The following is a 20037-nucleotide window of genomic DNA, read 5'->3' as shown; positions in this document are numbered from 1 at the left end:
GGACAACCATGACGTCTTCGAAGCGAAACCGTGCCGAGGCCCTGCCGCAGGACCTCCAGGAAGTGCTCCGCCGCCGGCTCGCCGGACGGGCCGCCGGCGCCACTGCCCGGCAGGCCGTCCCGCGCGCCGACCGCACCCGGCCGCTGCCGCTGTCCTTCGCCCAGCAGCGCCTGTGGTTCCTGGACCGGCTGCGCCCCGGCGACCCGCGCTACAACAGCGCGGTCGCGCTCCGGCTCACCGGCCCCCTCGACCGCACCGCGCTCCGCGACGCGCTGGAGCACGTGGTGGCGCGGCACGAGGCGCTGCGCACCACGTTCGACGAAACCGACGGCAGCCCCGCGCAGACCGTGCACCCCGCCGGCCCGCTCCCGCTGCCGGTCCGGGACCTCACGGCCTCCGGGGACGGGAACGGGGACGCCCTGGAGACGGCCCTGCTGGCCGAGTACGAGCGCCCCTTCGACCTGCGCACCGGACCGCTGCTGCGCGCCCTGCTGCTGCGCGCGTCGGACGACGCGCACGTGCTGCTGCTGACGGCCCACCACATCGTCACCGACGGCTGGTCGATGGGCGTGCTCCTCCAGGAGCTGTGCACCGCCTACGACGCCCTCGCGCGGGGCGCGCAGCCCGCGCTGCCGCCGGTGGCGACGCAGTACCCGGACTTCGCCGTCTGGCAGCGCGAACAGCTCTCCGGCCCCCGGCTGGAGCGCGAACTGGCGCACTGGAAGGAGCGGCTGGCGGGCGCGGTGGCGCCCGAGCTGCCGCTGGACCGGCCGCGCCGCGGCGAGGAGTCCGGCGCGGGCGCGGTGCACGCCTTCACCGTCCCCGCGGCCACCACCGCCCGGCTCAGACAGCTCGCGGCCGAGCGGCACACCACCCTGTTCACCGCCCTGACCGCCGCCTGCCAGGCCCTGCTGGCCCGCTGGTCCGGGCAGGACGACATCACCGTCGGCTCGCTCACCCCCGGACGCGGGCGCACCGATCTGGAACGGGCCGTCGGCTTCTTCGTCAACACCGTCGTGCTGCGCACCCGCGTCGAGACCGGCGGCTCCTTCCGCGACCTGCTGACCGCCGCCGCGGACACCGTCAACGACGCCTTCGCGCACGGCGACACGCCGTTCGAGCGGCTGGTGGAGACCGTCGGCGCGGCCCGGGAGGCGGGCCGCAACCCCCTGTTCGACGTGATGGTCCTGCTGCACCCCGCGCCGCCCGCCGCCCCCGACCCGCACGGCCTGGCCGCCGCCCCGGTCGCCGTGCCCCGGCGGGCCGCCACCTTCGACCTGAGCGTGGAGTTCGTCCCCGACGGGGACGGTCTCACCGGCCTGCTGGAGTACCGCACCGACCTGTTCGACGCGGCCACCGCCGAGCGCATGGCCGACCAGCTGCTGCGCCTGCTGGACGCCGCCGCCGCGGATCCGGACCGGCCGCTGGGCGTCCTGCCCCTGCTCTCGCCGCGGCAGCTGGAGCAGATCACCCGGGACTGGAACGCGACCGCCCGGCCCGTTCCCGAGGACACCCTGCCCGAGCTGTTCGCGCGGCAGGCCGCCCGCACCCCGCACGCCACCGCCCTGGTCGCCGGGGACGTGACCCTGGACTACGCCACGCTCGACGCCCGCGCCGACCGCCTCGCCCGCCATCTGGTCGCGCGCGGCGCCGGACCCGAGCGGCTGGTCGCCCTCGAGCTGCCGCGCACCGCCGACATGATCACGGCGATCCTCGCCGTCTGGAAGGCCGGCGCCGGCTACCTGCCCCTGGACCCCGCGCTGCCCGAGGACAGGGTGCGGTTCCTGCTCGACGACGCCCGGCCGGCCCTCGTCCTGGACGAAGCGGCGCTGCGGGAGGTCCCCGACACGGCCGGCGGTCCGCTCGCCCCACCGCATCCCGACACCACCGCCTACGTCATCTACACCTCCGGCTCCACCGGCCGCCCCAAGGGCGTCGCCGTGACCCACCGGTCCGCCGCGAACCTCCTCGCGGGCCACCGCGGGGGCTTCGTCGCCGAGGCGGGCGGCGGGCCGCTGCGGGTGGCGCTGACGGCGTCGTTCTCCTTCGACACCTCCCTGGAGGGCGTGCTGCTGATGGCCGACGGCCACCCGCTGCACCTGGTCGACGAGACGACCCGGCTGGACGCCGCCGCCCTCGTCGAGTACGTCGTCGAGCACCGCATCGACTTCCTCGACCTCACCCCCACCTACCTGCGCCAGCTGCTGCCCGCCGGACTGCTCACCGACCCGCGCCACCGCCCCCGGGTGCTGATGCTCGGCGGCGAGGCCGTCGGCCCCGCGCTGTGGCGGGAGCTGGCTCAGCGGCGGGACGTGGCCGCCTACAACTTCTACGGCCCCACCGAGTGCACGGTCGACGCCCTGGCCTGCCGCATCGAGGGCGACGGCCGCCCGACGGTCGGCCGGCCGCTCGCCAACGTGCGCGCCTACGTCCTCGACGACCGGCTGCGGCCCGTGCCGCCCGGGGTCGGCGGCGAGCTGTACCTGGCCGGCGTGCAACTGGCCCGCGGCTACACCGGCCGGCCGGGGCTCACCGCCGCGCGGTTCCTGCCCGACCCGTTCGGCCCGCCCGGCACCCGCATGTACCGCACCGGCGACCTGGCCCGCTGGACGGCCGACGGACGCCTGGACTACCTGGGGCGCGCCGACGACCAGGTCAAGGTGCGCGGCCACCGCATCGAGCCCGGCGAGGTCGAGGCGGCCCTGACGGACCTGCCCGGCGTCGCCGCCGCCGCGGTCGTCGCGGTCGACGACCCGCACGGCCACACCCGGCTCGCCGCCTACCTCGTCCCCGCCGGCCGCGACGCGCGGCCCGCCGCGGGCGAGGTGCGGGCGGCCCTGCGGCGGGTGCTGCCCGACCACATGGTGCCGTCCTCCTTCACCGTGCTCGACGCCCTGCCGACGACCGTCAGCGGCAAGGTCGACCGGCGCGCCCTGCCCGCCCCCGACCTCGACGGCGGCGAGCGCGACGGGGAGTTCGTCGCCCCGCGCACCCCCGAGGAGGAGACCCTCGCCCGCGTCTGGGCCGAGGTGCTGGGCGCGCGCCGGGTCGGCGTGACCGACAACTTCTTCGAGCTGGGCGGCGACTCCATCCTCAGCATCCAGGCCGTCTCCCGCGCCCGCGCGGCCGGCCTGCACCTGACCTCGCGGGACGTCTTCCGCCACCAGACCGTCGCCGACCTCGCCGCCGCCGCGTCCGCGCGCACCGCCGCCGTGCCCGCGCCCCGCCGGCCGCGCGAGGAGGGCCCGGCGCCGCTGACGCCGATCCAGGAGTGGTTCTTCGCCGCGCACGGCCCGCTGCGGCACTTCAGCATGTCGATGCTGCTGGACCTGCCCCGCGACCTGGACGAGCCGGCCCTGGAGCGCGCCCTGGAGGCGCTGGCCGCCCACCACCCCGCGCTGCGCACCCGCTTCGCCCGCTCCGGCGACACCTGGCGCCAGCACCCCGGCGAGGGCCCGGCCACCGGCCTGCTCACCCGCCACGACCTCTCCCGCGCCGCCGACCCGGCGGCCGCCCGCGAGGAGGCCGCCGACGCGGCCCGCGCCGCCCTCGACCCGGCCACCGGCGCCCTGCTGCGCGCCGCCCTGCTGTCCCGCCCCGGCGAGCGCCCCCGGCTCTTCCTCACCGCCCACCACCTGGCGGTGGACAGCGTCTCCTGGCGCGTCCTGCTCGCCGACCTCGCCCGGGCCTACGAGCAGGCGGCCCGGGGCGACGCGATCGAGCTGGAGCCCGTCCCCACGCCGTTCGCCGACTGGGCCGCGCACCTGTCCCGCCGGGTGCGCGCCGGCGACCTCGACGCCGACCTGCCGCACTGGACCGCCGAGGCCGCCGCACCCCGCACCCCGCTGCCGGTCGACCGCCCCGGCACCCCGCTCGCCGGCTCGGTCCGCACCCTGAGCACCCGCGTCGACCGCGCCACCACCGGGGCCCTGCTGCGCCAGGTGCCCGCCGTCTACCGCACGCAGGTCAACGACGTGCTGCTCAGCGCGCTGAGCCGGGTCCTCGCCGACTGGACGGGCACCGAACGGGTGACCGTCGCCCTGGAGGGCCACGGCCGCGAGGACGACACGCTGGACCTGTCCCGCACGGTGGGCTGGTTCACCACCCAGTACCCCGTCACCCTCACCCCCGCCGGGCCGTCCGGCGCACCCGACTGGGGCGCCACCCTCAAGGCGGTGAAGGAACGCCTGCGGGCCGTCCCCCGGCACGGCCTGGGCTACGAGGCCCTGGCCCGCCTCGGCTCGCCCGACCCGGCCGCCCGCGCCCTGCGGGACCTGCCGCTGCCGCAGGTCTGCTTCAACTACCACGGCCAGTGGGAGGCCGGCGACGGGCGGGACTTCGCCCCGGCGGGCGAGGCGCCCGGCCGCGACGTCGCCGCCGACGAGCCGCCGGCCCACCTGCTGGACATATCCGCCGTGGTCGCCGACGGCGAACTGGAGATCACCTGGCACTACAGCGACCAGGTGCACGACGAGGACACCGTCCGCGCCCTCGCCGACGGCATGACCCGCGCGCTGGCCGCGATCGCCGAGCACTGCGCCCGCCCCGGCGCGGGCGGCCGCACCCCGTCCGACTTCCCGCTGGCCCGCCTCGACCAGGACCGCCTGGACCGGCTGGTCGGCGACGGGCGGGACGTGGAGGACGTCCTGCCGCTGACCCCGCTCCAGGAGGGCATGCTCTTCCACCGGCTGGTCGGCGGCCCCGACGACGTCTACGTCGACCAGGCCGGGCTCCTGCTGGACGGCGTCGCCGACCCGCACGCCCTCGCCGCGGCCTGGCAGCGCGTCACCGACCGCACGCCCGCCCTGCGCACCCGCGTCGTCTGGGAGGACGTCCCCGTGCCCCTCCAGGTCGTGCACCGGGACGTGCGGGTGCCGGTGACCCACCTCGACTGGCGCGGCCTGGACGAGCCGGAGCGCGCCGAGTGCCTCGCCCGGCTGCGCGCCGACGACCTGGCCCGCGGCATCGACCTCGCCGCCGCGCCGCTGATGCGGCTGACCCTGGTCCGGCTGCCCGACGCCCGGCTGCACCTGCTGTGGACCTCCCACCACCTGATCCTGGACGGCTGGAGCCTGGCCCAGGTGCTGACCGACGTGTTCGAGGAGTACGCGGCCCTCACCGCGGGCGCCGAACCCCGGCCGCCGGTGCGGCGCCCCTTCGGCGACTACGTGCGCTGGCTCGCCGAGCAGGACCCGGGCGCCGCCCGCGCCCACTGGCAGGACGTCCTCGCCGGCTTCGCCACCCCCACCCCGCTGCCCGCCGACCGCCCCCTGCGCGAGGCCCACCTGGCCCGCTCCGCGGACGTGCACACGGCCGGCCTGGACGACGGGGCGTCGGCCCGGCTGGCGCGCACCGCGCGCGAGGCCGGACTCACCCTCAACACGGTCGTGCAGGGCGCCTGGGCGCTGCTGCTGGCCCGGTACGCCGCCGAGGACGACGTGGTGTTCGGCACCACCGTCTCCGGCCGGCCCGACGACCTGCCCGGCGTCGAGTCCATGGTGGGCATGTTCATCAACACCGTCCCCACCCGGGTGCGCGTCGACGCCGGGCGCACGGTGGGCGCGTGGCTGCGGGACCTGCAGGACGCCCAGGCCGAGTCGAGGCGGTACGCGGCCGTGTCGCTGGCCGAGCTGACCCAGCTGAGCGACGTGCCGTCCGGCAGCCCGCTCTTCCACAGCATGGTCGCCTTCGAGAACTACCCCTTCGACGAGGCCCGCACGGCCGGCTCCGGGGTGCGCCTGGCCGGGGTGACCTCCCGCGACGCCACCAACTACCCGCTCGTGCTGCGGGCTCACCACGGCGAGCGCCTCGGCTTCGACCTCGCCTACGACCCCGCCCTGTTCGACGCGGCGACCGTCCGCGCGCTCGCCGACCGGCTGTGCCTGCTGCTCACGGAGATGGCCGACGGCCCCGGCCGGCCGCTGCGCGCCCTGGCCTGGACGACGGACGGGGAGCGGCGGACGCTCACCGGCTGGGACGGCACCGAACGGGGCCGCCCCGACGAGACGCTGGTGGACCTGTTCGAGGCGCAGGCCGCCCGCACGCCCGACGCCGTCGCCGTCACCTGCGGGACCGAGCGCCTGGACTACGCCACGCTCGACGCCCGCGCCGGCCGGCTCGCCCACCGGCTCGCCGGACTCGGCGCCGCCCCCGAGCGGTTCGTCGCCCTCGCCCTGCCCCGCTCCTGCGACCAGGTCGTCGCGGTCCTCGCCGTGCTGAAGACCGGCGCGGCCTACCTGCCGATCGACCCGGCCTCGCCCGCCGAACGCATCGGCGGCCTCCTCGCCGACGCCGCCCCGGTGACGCTGGTGACCACGACCGGAACGGCGGCCCGCGTCGACGGCACCGACGTCCCCCTGCTGCTCCTGGACGATCCGAGGGTCGAGGCCGACCTCGCCGGGCGCCCGGCCGGCGGACCGGTCCCGGCCCGCCGGCCGCTGCCGGAGAGCCCCGCCTACGCCATCTACACCTCCGGCTCCACCGGCCGCCCCAAGGGCGTGGTGATCCCGCACGCCAACGTGGTGCGGCTGTTCACCCGCACCCGCCACTGGTTCGGCTTCGGCCCCGACGACGTGTGGACGATGTTCCACTCCTACGCGTTCGACTTCTCCGTGTGGGAGCTGTGGGGCCCGCTGCTGCACGGCGGCCGGCTCGTCGTGGTGCCCGACGAGACCGCCCGCTCCCCGGAGGACTTCCTGCGCCTGCTGGCGGACGAGCGGGTCACCGTCCTCAACCAGACGCCGTCCGCGTTCTACCCGCTGATCCGCGCCGACGCCGAACATCCGGAGACCGGCGCCCGCCTCGCGCTGCGCACGGTGGTCTTCGGCGGCGAGGCCCTGGACACCGGCCGGCTCGCCGCCTGGTGGGCACGCCACCCGGCCGACGCCCCGCGCCTGGTCAACATGTACGGCATCACCGAGACCACCGTGCACGTCACCCACGCCCCGCTCGACCCCGCCGGCGCCGCCGACGGCCCCGCCGGCCCGATCGGCACGGCCATCCCCGACCTGCGGGTGTACGTGCTCGACGCCGGCCTGGCGCCCGTGCCGCCCGGCGCCACCGGCGAGATGTACGTGGCGGGCGAGGGCCTGGCCCGCGGCTACCTCGGCCGCCCCGGCCTCACCGCCGGCCGCTTCCTCGCCGACCCGTTCGGGCCGGCCGGCGGCCGCATGTACCGCACGGGCGACCGGGCGAGGTGGCGGGCCGACGGCACCCTGGAGTACCTGGGCCGCGCGGACGCCCAGGTGAAGATCCGCGGCTACCGCATCGAGCCCGGCGAGATCGAGGCGGCCCTGCACGCCCACCCCGGCGTCGCCGAGGCCGCGGTCGGCGTGTTCGAGGACGCGTCCGGGACCCGCCGGCTCGTGGCGCACGTCGTCGGCTCCGGCGGCGCCGCCCCCGAGGCGGCCGGACTGCGTACCCACCTGGAGCGTCTGCTGCCCGCCCACATGGTGCCCGCCGCCTACGTGCCGATGGACGCGCTGCCGCTCACCGTCAACGGCAAGCTCGACCGGCGCGCCCTGCCCGCGCCGGGACCCGACGGCTACGCCGCCGGCACCGACCGCACACCGCCGCGCACCCGGGCCGAACGGCTGGTCGCCGCCGCCTGGGCGGACGTGCTGGGCGTCGGCGAGGTGCACGCCGGCGACGACTTCTTCGCGCTCGGCGGCGACTCCATCCTCGCCGTCCGCGTCACCGCCCGGCTGCGCGCCGCGTTCGGCCCCGACGTCTCCCCGAGGCTGCTGTTCACCCGCCCCACGGTGGCCGCCCTGGCCGCCGAGCTCGGCGACCCGGCCGGCGACCCGGCCGGCGACCCGTCCGCGCCGCGGGACGACGCGATACCGGCGACCGCCCCGCAAACCCCGGCGCCGCTGTCGTACGCCCAGCAACGCCTGTGGTTCCTCGACCGGTTCGAGCCCGGCAGCACCGAGTACACGACGCTGTCCGCGCTGCGCCTGCGCGGCCCGCTCGACGAGGACGCCCTGCGCACCGCCCTGGACGGCCTGGTCGCCCGGCACGAGGCGCTGCGCACCACCTTCGCCGAACAGGACGGGCAGGCGCGGCAGCTGGTGCGCCCGCCGCACCGGGTCGACCTGCCCGTGGACGACCTCACCGCCGCCCCGGACGCGCGGGCGGCGCTGGACGCGCTGCTGGAGCGCGCGGCCGCCACGCCCTTCGACCTGGCGGCCGGGCCGCTGCTGCGCGCCCGGCTGGCCCGCCTGGCCGACGGCGAGCACGGCGAGCACGTCCTCGTCCTCGCCGTCCACCACATCGTCACCGACGGCTGGTCGCTCGGCGTCCTCGGCCGGGACCTGGGCGAGCTGTACGCCGCGGCGCACGAGGGCCGCCGCCCCGAACTGCCGGAGCTGCCCGTCCGGTACGCCGACCACGCCGCCTGGCAGCGCGCCCGCACCGACGACGTCGAGCGGCAACTCGCCCACTGGCGTGAGCGACTGGACGGAGTGCCCCCGCTCCAGCCGCCGACCGACCGGCCGCGTCCCGCCGTACGGGGCCGGGACGGCGCGCTGGTGACCTTCACCCTGCCCGCCGGGCTGACCGGCCGGCTGCGCGAGCTGGGCCGGGAGACCGACGCCACCCTGTACATGACGCTGCTGACCGCCTGCACGGCCCTGCTGTCCCGCTGGGCCGACCAGGACGACTTCGCCGTCGGCACCGTCACCGCGGGCCGCGAGCGCCCCGAACTGCACGACGTGGTCGGCATGTTCGTGAACACGCTGGTGCTGCGCAACCGGGTGCGCCCCGGCACGTCGTTCCGCGCGCTGCTGGAACAGGTGTGCGAAACCGTCCTGGACGCGTTCGCCCACCAGGACGTGCCCTTCGAGCGGCTGGTGGACGCCCTCCAGCCCGAGCGGGACACCAGCCGCACCCCCCTGTTCCAGGTCATGGTCGCCCTGCACAACCTGGGCGCCGGGGCCCCCGCGCTCCCGGACCTGGAGGTCGAGCCGGTCACCCCGCCGGTCCGGCACGCCACGTTCGACCTGGCCTTCGACTTCGTGGAGGGCGACGGCGGCGTCACCGGCCACCTGGAGTACGACACCGCCCTGTTCGACGAGGACACCGTCCGGAGCCTGGCCGGCCGGCTGCGGCTGCTGCTGGAGGCCGCGGCGCAGGACCCGGACCGGGACGTGCGGGCGCTGGAGCTGATGACCGCCGACGAGCGGCGCCGGGTGCTCCACGACTGGCAGGGTCCGCGGCTCGCGGTCCCCGCCACCACCTTCCCCGCCCTGTTCGAGGCGCAGGCCGCCCGCACCCCGCACGCCACCGCCCTGGTGGCCCGGGACGCCACGCTGGACTTCGCCGCCCTCAACGAGCGCGCCAACCGGCTCGCCCACCACCTCCTCGCCCGGGGCGTCGCCCCCGAGCGGACGGTCGCGGTACGGCTGCCGCGCACCTCCGACCTGATGGCGGCGGTGCTCGCCGTCGCCAAGGCGGGCGGCACCTTCCTCTTCCTCGACCCCGACCTGCCCGAGGAGCGCGTCGCCCACCTCCTCGCCGACGCGGCCCCGCACACCGTGCTGAGCGAGGACGCCCTGCGCGAGGTGGAGTGGGACCGGCTGCCCGCCCACGACCCCACCGACCGCGACCGTCCGGCGCCGCTGCGCCCGGACCACGCCGCCTACATCGTCTACACCTCCGGCTCCACCGGCCGCCCCAAGGGCGTCGTCGTCGAACACCGCCACCTGGTCAACCTCTGCCACGACCACCGCGAGGGGCTCGTCGCGCCGCACACCGCGGACGGGCGGCGGCTGCGCGCCGCGCTCAGCGCCTCGTTCTCCTTCGACACCTCCTGGGAGGGGCCGCTGCTGCTCGCCCTCGGGCAGGAGGTCCACCTCGTCGACGAGGACGTGCGCCTGGACCCGGACGCGTTCTGCGCCCAGGTCGCCGAACGCGGCCTGGACCTGGTGAACGTCACCCCGTCCTTCCTGCGCGAGCTCACCGCCGCCGGACTCCTCGCACCCGGCCGCCACCGCCCGCGCGTCCTCCTCGTCGGCGGCGAGGCGACGGGCCCCGACACCTGGCGGGAGCTGTGCGCCGCCGACGGCCTCGGCGTCACCGCGTACAACGTGTACGGGCCCACCGAGTGCACCGTCGACGCCACGTACGGGCGCGTCGCCGACCACCCGGACCGGCCGGTCGTCGGGCGCCCCGGCCGCAACCTGCGCGCCTACGTCCTCGACGCCCGGCTGCGCCCGGTGCCGCCCGGCGTGCCCGGCGAGCTGTACCTCGCCGGCGCCCAGGTGGCCCGCGGCTACCTGAACCGGCCCGGCCTGACCGCGTCGCGCTTCGTCGCCGACCCGTTCGGCGCGCCGGGCGGGCCCCTCCTGCCCGAGGGCGGGCAAGGAGGGAGGATGTACCGCACCGGCGACCGCGCCCGCTGGAACGAGCGGGGGCTGCTGGAGTTCCTGGGCCGCGCCGACGAGCAGATCAAGATCCGCGGCTTCCGCGTCGAGCCCGGCGAGGTCGAGGCCGCGCTGCTCGCCCACCCGGACGTGGCCGAGGCCGTCGTGACGGCACGCGAACACGCGGGCCGGCTCATGCTCGTGGCGTACCTGGTGCCCGCCGGGGACTCCGTCCCGGCCGCCGACGCCCTGCGCCTCGCGCTCCGGCGCACCCTGCCGGACCACATGGTGCCGGCGGCGTTCGTCCCGCTGGCCCGGATCCCGCGCACCAGCAGCGGCAAGACCGACCGGCGCGCCCTGCCCGCCCCGCCCGCGCAACCGGACCCCGCCACGGCGTACGTGGCGCCGCGCCCCGGCACCGAGGAGACGCTGGCCGCGATCTGGGCGGACGTCCTGCGGGCCGACCGGGTGGGCGCGCGGGACAACTTCTTCGCGCTCGGCGGCGACTCCATCCTCAGCATCCAGATCGTCTCCCGGGCCCGCCGGGCCGGACTGGCGCTGACCACCAAGGACGTCTTCCGCCACCAGACCGTCGCCGAACTCGCCCTGCGCGTCACCGAGTCGGCCCCCGTCGTGACGGAGGAGGAGACCGCGCCCGCCGAGGCGCCGCTCACCCCCATCCAGCGCTGGTACCTCGACGGCCGCCGCCCCGGCGACCCGCTGCGCTTCACCATGTCGCAGCGGATCGAGCTGGCCCCCGGAACCGACCTGTCCGCCCTGCGCACCGCCGTGGACGCCGTCGTACGCCACCACCCGGCCCTGCGCACCCGCTTCCGCCGCACCGACGACGGATGGCGCCAGGAAGTCCTGCCCGACGCCCCGGACGCCATCGTCACCCGTCACGACGTGACCGGCCTCGACGACCCCGCCCTGGAAGCCGAGGCGGCCCGCCTCGCGGACGCGGCCCGTGACGGGCTCGACCCGGCCGAGGGCCGGGTGGCACGCGTCCTGCTCCTCGACCGCGGCCCGGACCGGCCCGCACAACTGCTCCTCACCGTGCACCACTTGGTCGTCGACGGCGTCTCCTGGCGCATCCTGCTGGCCGATGTGGAGACCGCGCACCGGCAGGCCGCGGCCGGACAACCCGTCGACCTGCCCCCGGCCACCACCGCGTACGGCCACTGGGCGGCCCGGCTGGAGAAGCACACCCGCTCCGGCGCCCTGGACGGCGACCTCGCCCACTGGGAACGCACCGCGGCGGCCCCCGCCGGCCTGCCCGCGGGCCGGCCCGGCCCCGACACCCACGGCGCCGCCGCCACGGTCACCGTGGAACTGGAGCCGGAGACCACCGAGGCCCTGCTGCGCCGGGTCCCGGAGGTCTACCGCACCCAGGTCAACGACGTCCTGCTCGGCGCCCTCGGCCGCACCCTGGCCCGCTGGTGCGGACGCGACACCGTGCTGGTCGGCGTGGAGGGCCACGGCCGCGAGGACCTCTTCGACGACGTGGACCTCTCCCGGACGGTCGGCTGGTTCACCGCCGAGTTCCCCCTCGCGCTGAGCGTCGACCCCGACGCCGGCTGGCACGACACCCTGCGCTCGGTCAAGGAACAGCTGCGCGCGGTGCCCCTGCACGGCCTGAGCCACGGCGCGCTGCGCCACCTGCTGCCCGACAGCCCGCTGGCCGGCGCCCCCGCGCCCCAGGTCGGCTTCAACTACCACGGCCGGTGGGACACCGGCGGGAGCCGGGACGGCCTCTACGGCGCCGCCCTGCCCCCGGCCGGCTCCGACACCGACCCCGACGCCCCCCGCCCCTACCCGCTGGACGTCACCGGCGTGGTCCAGGACGGCCGCCTCGAACTCGGCTGGACCTACCCGCCGGCCGTCTACGACGAGTCCACCGTCCGCGCCCTCGCCGACGGGATGTGCGCGGCGCTGCGCGAGATCGCGGCCCACTGCGCCCGCCCGGACGCGGGCGGCCGCACCCCGTCGGACTTCCCCCTCGCCGGGCTCGGCCAGAGCGAGCTGGACCGCCTCGTGGGCGACGGCCGGCACGTGGCGGACGTCCTGCCGCTGACGCCCCTGCAGGCCGGGATGCTCTTCCACGGCCTGGTGGACACGGCGGGCGCCTACTTCGACCGGACGGCCGTACGGCTGTCCGGGGTGAGCGACCCGCGGGCCTTCGCCGCGGCCTGGCAGCAGGTCGCCGACCGTACCGAGGCCCTGCGCACCAGCGTCCACTGGCAGGGCCTGCCGCGCCCGGTCCAGGTCGTCCACCACCGGGTGGAGCTGCCCGTCACCCACCTGGACTGGCGGGGCCTGACGCCCGGGGAACGCGAGCGGGAGACCGGGGAGCTGCTGGCCGCCGACCGCGCGGCGGGCATGGACCTCACCACCGCCCCCCTCACCCGCGTCACCCTGGCCGCGCTGCCCGGCGACGAGGTCTGGCTGCTGTGGTCCTCCCACCACCTGATCCTGGACGGCTGGAGCACCGGGCAGCTGCTCACCGAGGTGTGCGAGCGCTACGCCGCGCTCACCGGCGGACGCGAGGCCCCCGCGCCGGTGAGGCGCCCGTTCTCCGACTTCCTGCACTGGCTGGACGAGCAGGACGAGCGGGCGGCCGAGGCGTACTGGGCCGACGCCCTCGCCGGCTTCCCGGCCCGCACCCCGCTGCCGTACGACCGCACCCCGGCCGAGGCGCACCGCGCCCGCGCCGCCGCCACGGCGCACCGGCAGCTGGACGAGCGGGTCTCGGCGCGGCTGCGGGAGACGGCGGCCCGGGCCGGGCTGACGGTGAACACCGTGGTCGAGGGCGCCTGGGCACTGCTGCTGGCCCGCCACGGCGGACGCGACGACGTCGTGTTCGGCACGACCGTCTCCGGGCGCCCGGCCGAACTGCCGGGCGTGGAGTCGATGATCGGCATGTTCATCAACACCGTGCCCACCCGGATCCGCGTCACGGGCGGGGGAGCGGCGTCCTGGCTGCGGGACGTGCAGGAGCGGCAGAGCGACGCCCGGCGCTTCGACTTCCTCGCCCTGCCCCGCATCCAGGCGCTGAGCGAGCTCCCGGCGGGCGAGGCGCTGTTCGACAGCATGGTGGTGTTCGAGAACTATCCCGTCGACGAGTCCGCCACGGCCCGCACGGGCGTGCGCGTCGAGGAGGTGCGGGCCGACGACGCGCCGACCTTCCCGCTGTGCCTGCGCGCCCACCTCGGCGACCGGCTCGGCCTCGACCTCGCCTACGACGCCGACCTGTTCGACGCGGACACGGCCGAACGCCTCGCCGCCCGGCTCGCGGCCCTCCTGACCGCCCTCGCCGACGGCATCGGGGTCGACGCGGACGTGACCGGCCTCGAGCCGCTGACCGAGGACGACCGCGCCCTGCTCCGGCGGTGGAACGCCCCCGCCCGGAAGGCGGCGCCGCGCAGCCCCGTCGAGCTGTTCGCCGAGCAGGCCCGCCGCACCCCCGACGCACCCGCCCTGCGCGACGGCGACACGGAACTGACCTACCGTCACCTCGACGACTGGTCCGACGCCGTGGCCTCCCGGCTGCTCGCCGGCGGCCTGCGCGCGGAGGACCGGGTGGCGCTGTCGATGGACCGCTGCGCCGAACTGGTCGTCGCCCAGCTCGCCGTCCTCAAGGCGGGCGGCGCCTACGTGCCGGTGGACGCCCGCGCCCCCGAGGAGCGGCGCCGGGCGCTGACCGAGCGGGCGGGCGCGACGGCCGGACTGACCGCCGCGGACGTCGCCGCCGCCCGCACCCCCGTGCCGGGCGCACCCGCCGCCGCGCCCGCGGACGCCGACCGGCTGGCGTACGTGATGTTCACCTCCGGATCGACCGGCGAGCCCAAGGCGGTCGCGGTGCGCCACCGCGACGTGGCCGCCCTCGCCGGCGACGGCCGCTTCACCGCGGGGGTGTGCGACCGGGTGCTGCTGCACTCCCCGGTGGCCTTCGACGCCGCCACCTTCGAGGTGTGGGCGCCCCTGCTGAACGGCGGCTGCGTGGTCGTGGCGCCGCCCGGGCCGGTGGACGCGGCACTGCTGCGGCGCCTGGCCGGCGACGGCGGCCTGAGCGCGCTGTGGCTGACCGCCGGCCTCTTCCGGCTGCTGGCGCAGGACGCCCCGGACTGCTTCGCCGGCCTGCGCCAGGTGTGGACCGGCGGCGACGTGGTGCCCGCCGCGGCCGTGCGCCGCGTGCTGTCCGCCTGCCCCGGCCTGACCGTCGTGGACGGCTACGGCCCCACCGAGACGACGACGTTCGCGACGTCCTTCGCGCTCACCGACGCGAGCGCCGTCCCGGACACCGTGCCCATCGGCCACCCGCTCGACGAGATGCGGGTCCACGTCCTCGACGGCCGCCTGCGGCCCGTGCCGCCGGGCTCGGCCGGCGAGGTGTACCTCGCCGGCGAGGGCGTGGCCCGCGGCTACCTGGGCCGTCCCGGCGACACCGCCGCCCGCTTCCTCGCCGACCCCGCCGGCCCGCCCGGCACGCGCATGTACCGCACCGGCGACCTGGCCCGCCGCCGCCCCGACGGCACGGTCGAGTTCCTGGGCCGCGCCGACGACCAGGTGAAGATCCGCGGCTTCCGCGTCGAACCCGGCGAGGTGGAGGCGGCCCTCGCGGCGCACCCGGACGTCGTGGACGTGGCGGTGCTGGCCCGCGAGGACCGGCCCGGCAGCCGGCGCCTGGTGGCCTACGTGGTCGGCACCGAGGACCTCGGGGACGTACGGGAGTCCGCCCGGCGCTCACTGCCCGACTACCTCGTCCCCTCGGCGTTCGTCGCCCTGCCCGCGCTGCCGCTCAGCGCCAACGGCAAGGTCGACCGGGCCGCCCTCCCCGCGCCGGAGCCCACGGGCGGTGACCGGCGGGGCGCGCCGACCGCGCCGCGCACCGACGCCGAGCGGCGCACCGCCGACGTCTTCGCGGAGGTCCTCTCCGTGCAGCGGCCCGGCGTGGAGGACGACTTCTTCCAGCTGGGCGGCGACTCCATCCTCAGCATCCGGCTGGCCGCCCGCCTGGCCGAGGAGTTCGGCGCCGACCTGTCACCGCGCGAGGTGTTCACCCACCCCACCCCCGCCGCCCTCGCCGCCCTGCTCACCGCGGAGCCGTCCGGCGACGCCACGACCGCCGAGATCGTCCCGGTCCCCCGCGACACCCCCGCCCCGATGTCGTACGCCCAGCAACGCCTGTGGTTCCTGGAGGAGTTCGCCCCGGGCAGCGGCGAGTACGTCACCGCGCTGGCCCTGCGCCTGCGCGGCCGGCTTGACGTGCCCGCCCTCACCGCGGCCCTGCGCGCCCTGGTCGAGCGGCACGAGGCGCTGCGCACCACCTTCGACACGGTGGACGGTCACGGCGTGCAGACCGTCCACCCGGCGCAGGACGTGCCGCTGACGCTGCACGACCTGTCGACGACGGCGGAGACCGACCGCGCGGCCCGGCTGGAGGAACTGCTGGAGGCCGAACGCGCCCGCACGTTCGACCTGCGCCGCGGCCCGCTGCTGCACGCGGGGCTGATCCGCCTCGCCGGCGACGAGCACGTCCTGACCCTGACCCTGCACCACATCGTCACCGACGGCTGGTCCACCGGGGTGCTCACCGGCGACCTCGCCCACTTCTACCGCGCCGAACTGGGCGCGGACACGGGCGCGTTGCCGCCGCTGCCGGTGCAGTACCCCGACTACGCCCACTGGCAGCGCGGCCGCGGCACCGACGAGCACCTCGCCTACTGGAAGGAGCACCTGACCGGTCTGGAGACGCCGGACCTGCCCGCCGACCGGCCGCGTCCGGCGGTGCGCACCCACGACGGCGCCACCGTGCGCCTCGTCCTGCCGCGGGAGACGACCCGCCGCCTCGTCCGGGTGGGCCGTCAGAGGCAGGCCACCCTGTTCACCACGCTGGTCGCCGCCGCGCAGGCCTACCTGGCCCGCCTGACCGGCGGCCGGGACGTCACCGTCGGCACGGTCACCTCCGGCCGCGACCGCGCCGAGACCCAGAACCTCGTCGGGTTCTTCGTCAACACCCTCGTCCTGCGCTCCCGCGTCGAACCCGACCGCCCCTTCCCCGAGTTCCTCACCGAGGTGCGTGGGACCGTCCTGGACGCCTTCGCCCACCAGGAGGCGCCGTTCGAGCGGGTGGTGGACGAGGTGCAGCCGGTCCGCGACACCAGCCGCACCCCCCTGTTCCAGGTCATGGTGGTGCTGCAGAACGCCCCGGCGGCCCACCTCGACCTGCCCGGCGTCGAGGTCACCGACGTCGACACGGACCTGCGGCACGCGGCGTTCGACCTCACCCTGGAGTTCGCCGAGACCGAAGCCGGGGAACTGCACGGCCTGCTCACCTACAACACCGGCCTGTTCGACGCGGCCACCGCCGAACGGATGGCCGACCAGCTCGGCACGCTCCTGACCGCCGTCGCCGACGACCCCGACCGGCCCCTGGGCGCCCTGCCCCTGGCCACCGACGAGACGCTCAAGACCGTCCTCGACCAGGGACGCGGCACCGCCCGCCCGGTACCGGCGGCGACGCTGCCGGAGCTGTTCGAACGACAGGCCGCCCGCACGCCCGACGCCGTGGCCCTGGCCGACGCCGACGGCCGCGAGCTGACGTACGCCGAGGTCGAGCGCGCCGCCAACCGGCTGGCGCACCGGCTCATCGCCCGGGGCGTGGGGCCCGAGCGGATCGTGGCGCTGGCCCTGCCCCGCGGCGCGGAGGCGGTGGTGGCCCAGCTCGCCGTGGCCAAGGCCGGCGGCGCCTTCCTGCCCGTCGACCCGGACTACCCCGAGCAGCGGCGGGAGTTCATGCTGCGCGACGCGGGCGCCCTGCTCGTCCTGGACGACCCCGCCGCCGTACGGGACGCGGACGGGCCGGACACCGCGCCCACGGACGCCGACCGCACGGCCCCGCTGACCACCGCCCACCCGGCGTACGTGATCTACACGTCGGGTTCCACCGGCACGCCCAAGGGGGTCACGGTGACGCACAGCGGCCTGGCGGCCTTCGCCGCGGCCGCCGCCGACCGCTACGACGCGGGCCCCGGCGACCGGGTCCTGCAGTTCGCCTCGCCCAGCTTCGACGCCTCCGTGCTGGAGCTGTGCACGTCCCTGCTCAGCGGAGCCACCCTGGTCACCGGGGAGGAGGGACCCCTCGTCGGCGAGCGGCTCGCCCAGGTCCTCGCCGAGCGGCGGATCAGCCACACGCTGATCCCGCCCGCGGCCCTGGCCACGGTCGCCCCCGAGACCGCCGGCGCCCTGCCGCACCTGCGCACCCTCATCGTCGGCGCCGAGGCGTGCCCGGCCCACCTCGTCGAGCGGTGGGCGCCGGGCCGACGCATGATCAACTCCTACGGTCCGACCGAGGCCACCGTCGTCGCCACCTGGACCGGCCCCCTCGCCCCGGGCACCGGCGCCCCGCCGATCGGCCGCCCGGCCGGCGCCACCCGCGTCCACGTCCTCGACGCCGCCCTGCGCCCCGTCCCGCCCGGCGTCACCGGCGACCTGTACGTGGCCGGACCCGGACTGGCCCGCGGCTACCTGAACCGGCCCGGCCTGACCGCCTCCCGCTTCGTCGCCGACCCGTTCGGAACGCCGGGGGAGAGGATGTACCGCACCGGAGACCTGGCCCGCTGGGACTCCTCAGGCGAACTGCGCTTCGCCGGACGCGCCGACGAGCAGGTGAAGCTGCGCGGCTTCCGCATCGAACCCGGGGAGATCGAGGGCGCGCTGCGCCGCAGCCCGCGGGTGCGCGACGCGGTGGTCACCGTGCGCCGCGGCGGGAGCGACCCGGACGGCCGCTCCGGCGGCCGGCTCGTGGCCTACGTCGTGCCCGACGGGGGCACCGCCGAGGAGCTGCCGGTGGCGGAACTGCGGGACCACCTGGCCGGGCTGCTCCCGGCGCACATGGTCCCGTCGGCGTTCGTGCCGCTGGAGCGCCTGCCGCTCACCCCGAACGGCAAGACCGACCGCGCGGCCCTGCCCGAACCCGGCCCCGCGCACACCGCCGCCGGGCCGCGCACGGCGCCGCGCACCGACACCGAACGCCGCATCGCCCGCATCTGGGCCGACGTCCTCGGCGTGGCGGACGTCGGTGCGCACGACAACTTCTTCCACCTCGGCGGCGACTCCATCCTCAGCATGCAGGTCGTCTCCCGGCTGCGGCGGGACGGACTGCACCTGGCCACCCGCGACCTGTTCACCCACCAGACGGTCGCCGAGCTGGCCGGCGTCGTCACCGACGCGCCCCGGCACTCCGGGGACGGCCCGGTGAGCGGGGACGTGCCGCTCACCCCCATCCAGGAGTGGTTCCTGACCAGCCCGCGCGCCGGACACCACCACTTCAACCAGTCGCTGCTGCTGGAACTCGGCGCCCCCCTGGACGAGGCCGCCCTGGAGACGGCCCTGAACGCCCTGCTCGACCACCACGACGCCCTGCGCATGCGCTTCACCCGGGAAGCCGGGGACGAAGGCGGCTGGCGCCAGTTCAACCCGCCGCCGTCCGACACCGACCGCGACGGGCTCCTGCACCGCCACGACCTGAGCGGGCTGACCCCCGCCGAGGCCGACGCGGCGATGGAGAAGGCCGCCGACGACCTGCACACCGGCTTCGACCTGGCGCGCGGCCCGCTGCTGCGGGCGGCCCTGTTCACCGGGGACGCCGACCGGCCCGCCTTCCTCCTCCTGGTCGCGCACCACCTCGTCGTGGACGCCGTGTCCTGGCGCATCCTGCGCGACGACCTGGAGGCCGCCTACCGGCAGGCCGTCCGGGGCGAGCCCGTCGCGCCGGGCGAACGCACCACCTCCTTCCGCGACTGGGCCCGGGGCCTCGCCGCGCACGTCGAGGCCGGCGCCCTCGACGACGAACTCCCCTACTGGGAGCGGGCGGTGGACGCGGAGCCGCTGCCGGCCGGGACACCGGCCGGACCGGAGGCGGGCCGCGCCGACACGCTCACCGTGGAACTGGACGAGGCGGACACCGAGGCCCTGCTGCGCGCCGCGCCGACCGCCTACCGCACCCGCGTCAACGACGTGCTGCTCGCCGCCCTGGCCCTGGCCCTGGCCCGCTGGACCGGCCGCGAGGAGGTCCGCCTGGACCTGGAGGGACACGGCCGCGAGGACGTCCTCGACGACGTGGACCTCTCCCGCACGGTCGGCTGGTTCACCACCGTCCACCCCGTCGCCCTCCGGGTGCCCGACCCCGAGGGCCCCGGGCCCGCCCGGGACTGGCGGGCCCTGGTGAAGTCGGTGCGCCGCCAGCTGCGCGCCGTCCCCGGCAACGGCCTCGGCTTCGGCGCGCTGCGCACCTTCGGACCGCCCGGGGTGCGCGAGCGGCTCGGCCGGGCCGCGCACGGGCAGGTCGTCTTCAACTACCTCGGCCAGTGGGACGCCCGCCCGGAGAGCCCCGGCGACGGCCTGATACGCGCCGAGCACGGGTCGTTCGGACGGGACCACGACCCGCGCGACAGCGGCTCCCACCCGCTGGAGGTCGTCGGCGCGGTGCAGGGCGGCCGGCTGTCCTTCACCTGGCACCACCGGCCCGCCCTGCACGCCACGGACACCGTGCGACGCGTCGCGGACGACTTCGCCGAGGCCCTGCGCCACATCGCCCGCCACGCCCGGGACAACCGGTGACGCCCCGCCCCGCGGCCCGCGCCCCACCGCCGGACGCCCCACCACCGGCCCGTTG

1 protein-coding gene is annotated in these 20037 nt (G+C 77.1%); it reads left to right on the top strand.

Going from position 1 to position 20037, the window contains the following annotated elements; genetic code table 11:
- Nucleotides 1–8 precede the first annotated feature (8 nt).
- On the top strand, nucleotides 9–19982 hold the full coding sequence (locus ACH4F6_RS03575; protein ID WP_397958176.1) for a non-ribosomal peptide synthase/polyketide synthase: 19974 nt from the start codon (nucleotides 9–11) through the stop codon (nucleotides 19980–19982).
- Nucleotides 19983–20037: the final 55 nt, after the last annotated feature.

The sequence above is a fragment of the Streptomyces sp. NPDC017936 genome (genome assembly GCF_044328485.1).
Lineage (GTDB): Bacteria > Actinomycetota > Actinomycetes > Streptomycetales > Streptomycetaceae > Streptomyces.
The sequence above is the reverse complement of the archived record's forward strand: the minus strand, read 5'-3'. Positions and strand labels throughout refer to the sequence as shown.

Excerpts from the sequence above, each read along its gene's own strand:
- ACH4F6_RS03575 (WP_397958176.1), top strand. The coding sequence starts at position 9 with ATGACGTCTTCGAAGCGAAACCGTGCCGAGGCCCTGCCGCAGGACCTC.